At 30.8% G+C, this 8,109-nt stretch carries 8 protein-coding genes; all 8 read left to right on the forward strand.

The window, feature by feature from the left end; all coding sequences use genetic code 11:
- The first annotated feature begins 81 nt into the window (after window positions 1-81).
- Entirely contained in the window at window positions 82-1,590 is a 1,509-nt protein-coding gene (locus BUC01_RS14700; RefSeq protein WP_073314070.1) for a lipopolysaccharide biosynthesis protein, read from the forward strand.
- 19 nt (window positions 1,591-1,609) lie between these two features.
- The gene (locus BUC01_RS14705; RefSeq protein WP_025833065.1) at window positions 1,610-2,809 is read left to right on the forward strand and encodes a glycosyltransferase family 4 protein; all 1,200 of its coding nucleotides are present in this window, start codon (window positions 1,610-1,612) and stop codon (window positions 2,807-2,809) included.
- An 8-nt stretch (window positions 2,810-2,817) separates the two neighbouring features.
- On the forward strand, window positions 2,818-4,200 hold the full coding sequence (locus BUC01_RS14710; protein ID WP_073314072.1) for a hypothetical protein: 1,383 nt from the start codon (window positions 2,818-2,820) through the stop codon (window positions 4,198-4,200).
- A gap of 1 nt (window position 4,201) precedes the next feature.
- Window positions 4,202-5,659, forward strand: coding sequence for an O-antigen polysaccharide polymerase Wzy family protein (locus BUC01_RS14715; protein WP_073314074.1), 1,458 nt, complete (start codon window positions 4,202-4,204; stop codon window positions 5,657-5,659).
- Window positions 5,652-6,278, forward strand: coding sequence for a hypothetical protein (locus tag BUC01_RS14720; protein WP_025833072.1), 627 nt, complete (start codon window positions 5,652-5,654; stop codon window positions 6,276-6,278). The genes BUC01_RS14715 and BUC01_RS14720 overlap by 8 nt, the downstream gene beginning before the upstream one ends.
- Before the next feature lie 113 nt (window positions 6,279-6,391).
- On the forward strand, window positions 6,392-6,616 hold the full coding sequence (locus tag BUC01_RS14725; RefSeq protein WP_025833074.1) for an acyl carrier protein: 225 nt from the start codon (window positions 6,392-6,394) through the stop codon (window positions 6,614-6,616).
- A 1-nt stretch (window position 6,617) separates the two neighbouring features.
- The gene (locus BUC01_RS14730) at window positions 6,618-7,370 is read left to right on the forward strand and encodes an SDR family NAD(P)-dependent oxidoreductase (RefSeq protein WP_025833076.1); all 753 of its coding nucleotides are present in this window, start codon (window positions 6,618-6,620) and stop codon (window positions 7,368-7,370) included.
- A gap of 5 nt (window positions 7,371-7,375) precedes the next feature.
- A partial coding sequence (locus BUC01_RS14735; RefSeq protein WP_073314076.1) for an SDR family NAD(P)-dependent oxidoreductase occupies window positions 7,376-8,109 on the forward strand: 734 nt, incomplete at its 3' end.

The following is an 8,109-nucleotide window of genomic DNA, read 5'->3' on the forward strand; positions in this document are numbered from 1 at the left end:
TTAGTTCTATCTTTTTGCTACCTGTAACTCAGGTAGTAAAAGCTTAGTGGTCCAAATTTCAGGCAGTTACTATTAGAATCTATGGCTGTTAACGTTAAGAAGATAGCAAAAAATTCTATATATTTATATATAAGAATGGTAGTTACAATGTTGATTACCATATTTTCGTCTCGTGTTGTATTGCAGACTTTAGGGATAGAGGGATTTGGGACATATAATATTATTTACGGTATAGTTACTCTGTTTCTATTTATACAATCATCTCTCAACACTGCTACATTAAGATTTATTTCAAGTTCAATTGCAATTTATTGTGAGAAGGAACAAGTTAAAATTTTTAATTCATCTTTTCAGGTAACTATAGCATTATCTTTATTAATTCTTCTGTTATTAGAGACTGTAGGTTTGTATCTAATTAATAATGTTTTGAATATTGGAGTAGAATATAGAGGTATCTCCAATTTTTGTTACCAAGTCTGTGTCCTATCTTATGTTTTTCAGATGCTTAGAATACCATTTACCTCCTTAGTGGTTTCTCATGAAAGAATGTCATTTTATGCAATTATTAGTATTGTAGAATCAATCTGTAAATTGTTAGCTGCTTTTTTATTATTTTTTAGTGGGGATAGTAAATTGGTTGACTATTGTGTTTATATTTCAGCTTCAACTTTTATTTGTACAGCGATTACGATAATATATAGTGTGATTAGTTTTTCAACGTGTCGCATATATATTATGAGAAATGATGTTGATTATTTAGAAAAAATATTGGTATTCTCTGGTTGGACAACATTAAGTAGTTTCTCTAATTCTGTATCGCAGCAAGGTGGTAATATTTTAATGAATATATATTCGGGAGTTATTGCAAATGCAGCATGGGGTATTGCGCATCAAGTTAATACAGCATTTGCAGCTTTAGCTGCAAGTTTGCAGACTGCTTTTAGTCCGCAAATAAATAAATCATATGCAGAAAGAGATATAAAAGGGCTTATGACCTTAGTTAGCAGGTCTTCTTCTATTGCATATTATATGGTTCTATTTTTAAGTGTTCCTATTATTTGTAATGTTGATTTCATATTAGATTTTTGGTTAGTAACTCCTCCTGATTTTTCAGGTAAATTCTGTGTGTTTATTATACTATTTCAGATGATTGATACTATGCAGGCACCGTTTAATACTTTAATTTTTGCAACGGGGAAAGTTAAAGTTTATAATATTTGGCTTAGTTTGATATTAATATTAAATGTAATTATATCTGCGATTTTGTTGTCAAAAGGGTATTCACCAGTATTTGTTCCTATTACAATGTTTGTTTTGAATGGCATAACGGGATTGCTTAGATTTTTGCATATAAACTTATATTTGAGAATTGAGATTAAAGATTATTTTACTAACTATTTAAGTAGGATGTTACTAGTTACTATCGTATGTTTTGTTACATCGTATGTGTTTATATTTGTGTGTGATAAATTGATGTTAGGTGGTCTAATAAAGTTTCTAATATCTGCTATATTGACAATCTTTATTGTTTTCTTATTAGGATTTTCTAAAGCTGATAAGCATAAGTTGTTAGGCATTTTAAAGGGATAAGTTCAATAAATTTTATATCATGAAAGTAACTTTACTATTTAGTAAGTATATTACAGACTCAACTGGTGCAAGTGCCGTTATGAGATGTCTGAAAGAAGGCAAATCAATATTTAGAGTCAATAAAGTGTCGATTGATTATTTTACAAGAGATGATATTTACCCTAAAAAAGACACAGAATTTAGTTCAAATGATAAGAAGAAGTTAGTAGGATTGAAGGCTTATATTTTTAGTCATATAGAGAAATTTTGCAATTCTTTTTCTGTGTATGCGATTTTACATATGTATATTCGTAGTGGAAGAGCAGCAAAGATTTTGGTTAGTAAATATCTTTCTATGCCAAATAATGACGATATTGTCTTTTGTCATGAAATTGAGACTTGTTATTATTTTCTTAAATATAGAGATGGTCGTAATAATGCAAAAGTGATTCTAGTTTCCCATACTAATGGAGAATTATATGGAACGGTAAAAATAGATTATCCATGTCTAAAGAGGGGAATATTAAAAAAATATCTAATAAATAAAGAAAAGTATGTTCTATCTAAGATAGATAGGCTTGGTTTTGTTTCTGAGTCTTCAATGGAGAATTTTAAAAAAAATAACAAAGAGTTTTCCCGTGAAAAGCTTTTTTTTAGTTTAAATGGAATTCCTGATATTAAGATAGAAAAGTATATAGATAATTTTTGTCCAAAATATAGAATATGTTGTGTTGCAACGGTTAATGAGAGAAAGGGACAGCGGTTTATTATCGAAGCTATGATGAGTTTACCACGAGATATTCTTGAAAAGATCCATGTTAATATAATAGGTGATGGTTGTTTGAAGGAGGAATTATGTAATATGAGTATGCTTCATGGTATTGAACGGTTTGTTACTTTTTGGGGTAATAGAAAAGATATTCCAAATTTATTGTCTCAAAATAATATATTTATTCTTCCAAGTATTGATGAAGGGTTACCTATTTCTATTATAGAGGCAATGCGGCAAAGTCTACCAATTGTATCGACAAAAGTTGGTGGTATTCCGGAAATGATAGAAGAAAAAGTTACAGGTATATTTATTGATCCAAGTACAGAAGGAGTAAAGAGTTTTTTTATAAATATGGATAAATATGATTGGAGAGAAATGGGTGAAAACTCTCGAAGATTGTATGAAAATAAATTTTCTATAGAAAGTATGATAGATACATACTCTAATATTTTTTTAGATCTAACTTGATAACTATTATGACAGAAAATAGAGAGAATGAATTAATTGAGAAAATAATAAATATAGAACTGTTAAATGGATTAAATGAGCTTTACGTGGAAGATATCCCTCTATGGCATATTATACGGTATAGAATGAGGGGATATTATTTTTTACGCAATGGAATTAATGATATTTCCTCTGGTAGTAGAAGTAAATTTAAATTAGAGAATATCAGATATTTCTTTATCTCTTTTTTTCAATTTATTAGACTGTTTTTTATTAAAGTTAACCCTAAAGTTTGCTTTTTTGGATTTACACGTTTGGAGTCTGTAAATGGTTTTTATATTGATAAATTTATAGATCCTATTATAAGCGAGATTCAGATTAAAGAATCTGATTTTTTATATTTTAATAATCAATATAGAGAACATTCCATTCCAAGAAATAATGAGCATGGAATTATTTATACTGATTTTATCAATTTGTTTTCTCTATTAGTTGGAGTTTTTGTGTTGCCATATTTATATATGAGAAATAGATTAGTGTATATGAAAGTTATTAAGGTAACTCAAAAATATATTTCTGATAGTAATAAGATTATTTTATATCTTCTTTTGAAGTCATCAACTATTTTTGTTCAAAAGAAGATATATGCTATTATTTTTAAAAAATTAAACATTAGATCTATTGTGGGTGTTAGTAGAGTAACTTTTATACCTCAATCTTTAGCTGCTAAGCAATTAAAAATAAAAGTGATAGAAATTCAACACGGTATAACTCAAGGCTTGACAAATCTTTATTCTGGCTATAATAACCTAGTCGTTGATCCTGATTTTTTTTGTACTTTTGGTAATTTTTGTCCGTCTACAGTATTTGGCATTGATCAGTCAAAAGTAATAAATGTCGGATGGGCATTTAAGGATTATATTAAGAGAAGCTCTCAATCAATCCAAAAAAGTGATGCGGTTTTAGTTATTTCTGAGCCTGAAATATCAGAGAAATTATTAAATTTCATAGTAGCATTATCGCGGAAGTTTCCTGATGTTTATTTTCATATTAGGAGGCATCCGCAAGAGTTGTTTAATGCATTGCAATTAAAAATTTTAAAAGAAAATTCTCACATTATTGATGTATCTTCAAAACAATGCTCTCAGATTGCTATATTACCTTATAATTTCGTAATAGGGGAAAATTCTTCAGTATTATATGAATCTCTTTCTTTAGGTAAAAAGGTTGGTAGGATTAATTGTAATGGTTTGAATGCTATCGGTTATGATGCGACTAATAGTGATGGTTTTTATTATATTAATGATATTGAAGACTTTTCTCATTTTATGGATGCTGCGGTAATTAATACTGGTAAATTACAGATATATTCAGATTTCAATTCAAACCTATTTAACTCACTTATAAGTTAGTATGTTTTCTGATTTCTTTTATAAGAAGATATCTGTAAATCAGATATTAGAATTCTATTTCTTATTATTTTTGACAGCAATATCTTTATTTGCTTATACATTTGAATCGGAAGATATTATTGCTTACTCTATTCTAATTTTATTATTAAGATGCTTTATATATGGAGTTAGAGGAGGATTGAACCTAAATATTACTTTTCTTGCATTTTTAGTCACGTATTTTACTTTTTTGTTAACAAGGATTATATTTCCATTATTTTTTAATACAGATGAATTGGCCATTATTTTAGGTGAGACTGTTTTTAATGTAGAAATCAATAAATTTGTTAATTTAGTTCTTTATATAGCACTTCTTTCAGTTTATATAGGTTATAGATGTTCAATTCAGAGGGAAAAAATAGAGAATGTTTGTTACCGTTTCTATGATTATAAAAGCGTAGTTAGAGTTCGCAAGTTTTCTAAAATTGCTGCAATTCTTTTTTCTTTTTTCGCTTTTTTGAGTATATTGGATCAAGTACGATATGTTTTGGCTCATGGTTACATGGATTTCTATTTAAATTATAAATCTTTAATTCCATATGTAATAGTTTTCTTGGCTACCTTTTTTGAATATTTTGTTATGTTTTTTTTGGCTACAATGCCATCGAAAAAGGAATCTAAATGGATAATAATAATATATCTGCTAGTTAGTGTTACATCAATAGGCATGGGGCAAAGAGGCAGTGCCGTATTGGCAATTATTTTTGTTGTTTCGTATTATTTTATAAGAAATGGAATTAATCCAGGAGAGAAGCCTTGGATTGGGAAAAAAGGAATATTTACTTTATTATTATCGATTCCGGTTTTAGTAAGTTCCCTTTTTTTGATTTCTTATGTTAGGGCTGAAAAAGATGTGGATATAGATGACTCTGCGAATTTGGCTATTGGATTTTTTTATCAACAAGGGGTTAGTGTTAATGTTTTAGGATATGCTAAGGAATTTGAAAACATTTTGCCAGAAGGTAAGATATATAGTGCAGGTAAAGTTGTTGATTTTTTCAATCATAATACAATTTCTCAATTATTTTTTAATACAGAACCAGTAAAACCACAAACAACAGAACATGCATTGAATGATCATACTCTGCATGCAACGCTAACATATTTAGGTTCACCTTCTTTATATTTTTCTGGTGGAGGATATGGTGGATGTTATATTGCCGATTTATGGGTTGATTTTGGTCTCTTTGGTGTTATTGTTGGGAGTCTTATATATGGAATATGTTTGGCTAATATCAGAAAGTGGTGTAGAAAATCTTTTTGGGGAGCTGCTGTTGGGTTAATGATGTATACCAATATTATTTTTGCTCCACGTGCTAATTTTATAGATTTTATTTATGTATTCGTACCATTTACAGCTATTATAGTTTTTTCTATTGTGTTTTTTGTTAAAAATAAATTTGTTTACAATAATGAGTGATACAATAATATTTAGAATTGCAAAACCATCTGATGCTGGACAAATTGCTTTAGTGCAATATTCAGTCAGAGACTATAATCCTATAGGTATTTTTTCTAAAATGGATTTGTTTTTCTTAAAACGGTATTATAAAATAATTCTCAATGATCCATATGAAGTGGTGATTTGTGCTGAGAATGAAGATGGGAAAATTGTAGGATTTAATAGTGCAACACTGAATGCTTCTTGGCAGATGAAAACACTGCGGAAACATTGGCTTTCTTTGGGAGTTTCCGCAATACCTTCAATTATTAAATCACCGAAGCTTATAAAAAATCTAGTGCAAAGGTTTAAATCGACTTCGGAAAAATCATCTGAAAAATTTGTATATGGGAAAGGAGCAAGAGGTGAGTTCTGGGCTTGGAAAAAAGATGATTCTAATACGTTGGATGCTGTAAATTTGAGTTTAAAATCTAATAAAATTATGGCTGTATTAGGAGCATCTCATATTTATATTGAAGTAGATTTAGATAATGATAAAGTTTTAGCTTATCATAAAGCAATGAAGGCTGAAGTTGAACAGATTATCACATTGCCTGACGGACGACAAAGAGCATTGTTGAAAAAAAAGATTAAATAGATGTTTGTTATAGATTTGTAGTCTTGAAAATTACCTATTTTAGAAACTCCATAGAATTGGGGTTAAATGGAAAGGTAAGATAAGAGTTATATTATGTACAAAAAAATAGAGTTATGGAAAAATTTGTAAATTGCTTTTTTGAATTGTTGGATGATACTGATAAATCTTTGATTACATCAGATACTGTATTTAAAGAATTAGAAGAATGGACTTCCATATTGGCCTTATCTTTGATAGCAATGGTAGATGAAGTTTACGATGTTACATTGGATACTGATGACATTAGAGATGCCAATAAGTTGGAAGATTTATATCGTGCCATTCAACAAAAAATGTAAGATGTATAACCCTTATAGTTTGTTTGGGAAAACAATTTTAGTGACGGGGGCTTCATCCGGCATCGGACAGGCTACTGCTATTGAATGTTCACGAATGGGGGCTACTTTGGTGCTCACTGGTAGGAATGAAGAAAGACTTCTTGAAACCTACAATTCGTTAGAAACTGAGGGGCAAGTGCATCAGATATTTGCTGCAGATTTAAGTTCAGCCGACGGCATTTCAGCTTTGGTGACTAAATTGCCTCAATTGGATGGTTGTGTAAATAATGCTGGTATAGGAAAGACATTGCCTATACCGTTTATCTCGTGGGATGAATTGGACCGAATTTATTGTTTAAATAGTTTTGCTCCTATGCTGTTGACTAAGGAATTGGTAAGAAAGAAAAAACTATTTAATCCTTCTAGTTTAGTATTTACTTTATCTATAGCTGGAAATTTTAATATTTTGCCAGGCAATGCTATATATGGTAGCGCTAAAACATCTTTATCTGCTTTCGTTAAGTATGCTGCTGTGGAATTGGCTGTAAAAGGAATTCGTTGTAATGCAGTAAGTCCCGGGATGGTAAATACTCCACTAATTGATAAGCAAGTGTATTCAGAAGAAGATAAATCTAAAGATATGAGCTTGTATCCATTAAAACGTTATGGTAAACCAGAGGAAATTGCTTATGCCATAATCTACTTGCTTTCCGATGCTTCTGCATGGGTTACAGGTACTAACTTGGTAATTGATGGTGGTCGTAGTCTGAAATAATTTGTATGGAAAGGCTTTTATATAATAAGATATGTATTGTTACCGGTGCCGCACAAGGCATCGGTAAATCTATAGCTGAACGTTTTGCTTCGGATGGTGCAATAGTTTATGCTTGCGACCGTACTGAAGGAGTTATGGATGAATGGGCGAAGGCTTGTTCAGAAGATAATCATACCCGGGTGCTTCCTTTGTATTTTGATGTGACGGATGCTACAGCTGTAAAATCGGCCTTTATGTCCGTTTTCAAACAAGAAGGTCGTATTGATGCACTGGTTAACAATGCGGGTGTGGTATTTAATAAGAAAATCGGTATGATATTGCGTCCGGAGACAGAACTGATGTTCCGTGTGAATGTAATAGCTGTAATTGAAATGATTCAGTTGGTTTCTCGTTTGATGGCTCGTAATCATAGCGGCTCTATTGTAAACATTGCATCGGTAACGGCAGTACTGGGCTCACCGGGACAGTCTGCTTACTCTGCAACTAAAGGGGCAATTATGGCTTTTACTAAATCTGCAGCTAAAGAATTGGCTTCTCTGGGGATTCGTGTGAATGCTGTTGCACCGGGTATTGTTAAAACGGAACGTTTTTCAGAACTTTATGAAGAGAGTGGTGAAAAAATCGATACTCGTATTCAAAAGATTGCTTTAGGACGCTTGGGAACTCCTGAAGATGTTGCTAATGCTTGTGCTTTTCTTGCTTCAGACCGTTCTTCTTATATTTCAGGTCAGATATTGGG

Source organism: Bacteroides stercorirosoris, from assembly GCF_900142015.1.
GTDB lineage: Bacteria > Bacteroidota > Bacteroidia > Bacteroidales > Bacteroidaceae > Bacteroides > Bacteroides stercorirosoris.

Bases quoted from the DNA above. Each gene is read 5' to 3' on its own strand.
- BUC01_RS14700 (WP_073314070.1), top strand. From the start codon at position 82: ATGGCTGTTAACGTTAAGAAGATAGCAAAAAATTCTATATATTTATAT.
- BUC01_RS14705 (WP_025833065.1), top strand. From the start codon at position 1,610: ATGAAAGTAACTTTACTATTTAGTAAGTATATTACAGACTCAACTGGT.
- BUC01_RS14710 (WP_073314072.1), top strand. From the start codon at position 2,818: ATGACAGAAAATAGAGAGAATGAATTAATTGAGAAAATAATAAATATA.
- BUC01_RS14715 (WP_073314074.1), top strand. From the start codon at position 4,202: ATGTTTTCTGATTTCTTTTATAAGAAGATATCTGTAAATCAGATATTA.
- BUC01_RS14720 (WP_025833072.1), top strand. From the start codon at position 5,652: ATGAGTGATACAATAATATTTAGAATTGCAAAACCATCTGATGCTGGA.
- BUC01_RS14725 (WP_025833074.1), top strand. From the start codon at position 6,392: ATGGAAAAATTTGTAAATTGCTTTTTTGAATTGTTGGATGATACTGAT.
- BUC01_RS14730 (WP_025833076.1), top strand. From the start codon at position 6,618: ATGTATAACCCTTATAGTTTGTTTGGGAAAACAATTTTAGTGACGGGG.